1 pseudogene is annotated in these 526 nt (G+C 71.9%); it reads right to left on the reverse strand.

The features are described 5' to 3' along the window. Positions 1–457: pseudogene (locus FV223_RS29590) on the reverse strand (hypothetical protein); the annotation flags it as partial. Positions 458–526: the final 69 nt, after the last annotated feature.

A 526-nucleotide genomic window follows, 5' to 3' on the forward strand; every position in this document is an offset into this window, starting at 1 on the left:
GCCCTCGGACGGCTTCGGCGACGCCGACCCGCGCGCCGCGAGCCCCTTCCTGCCGAGCGAGAAGGTCATCACCTACATGGAGCCGCTCGATCTGGGTCGTGCGGTCGCTGAACTTGTCGCGCAGCGTGAAGGCGAGGACGTACTCGCCCGGGTCGACGCCGGTGATGCCCAGGGTGACGTGGAAGGAGAACTTCGGGGAGCCGTCCAGCAGGGCGTCCTTCCCGGCGGTGAACTCCCGGTCGATCACGGCCTTCTGGCCGGCGAGGATCGCGCCGCCCCTGGTCTGCAGCGCGTAGTCGACGACCAAGCCGAACCGCACGTCGCCGCCGGCGACCGGCACCAGCGTCTCGCCGATCGGCTCCATGTAGGTGATGACCTTCTCGCTCGGCAGGAAGGGGCTCGCGGCGCGCGGGTCGGCGTCGCCGAAGCCGTCCGAGGGCCGCGTGACGAACAGCACGCGCCGGACCCCGAGCGTCTGGGTGGCGCCCCTCGCTGCGGCAGGGGGTGCTTGAGCGGGGGCTTGAGC

The sequence above is a fragment of the Methylobacterium sp. WL116 genome (assembly GCF_008039455.1).
GTDB lineage: Bacteria > Pseudomonadota > Alphaproteobacteria > Rhizobiales > Beijerinckiaceae > Methylobacterium.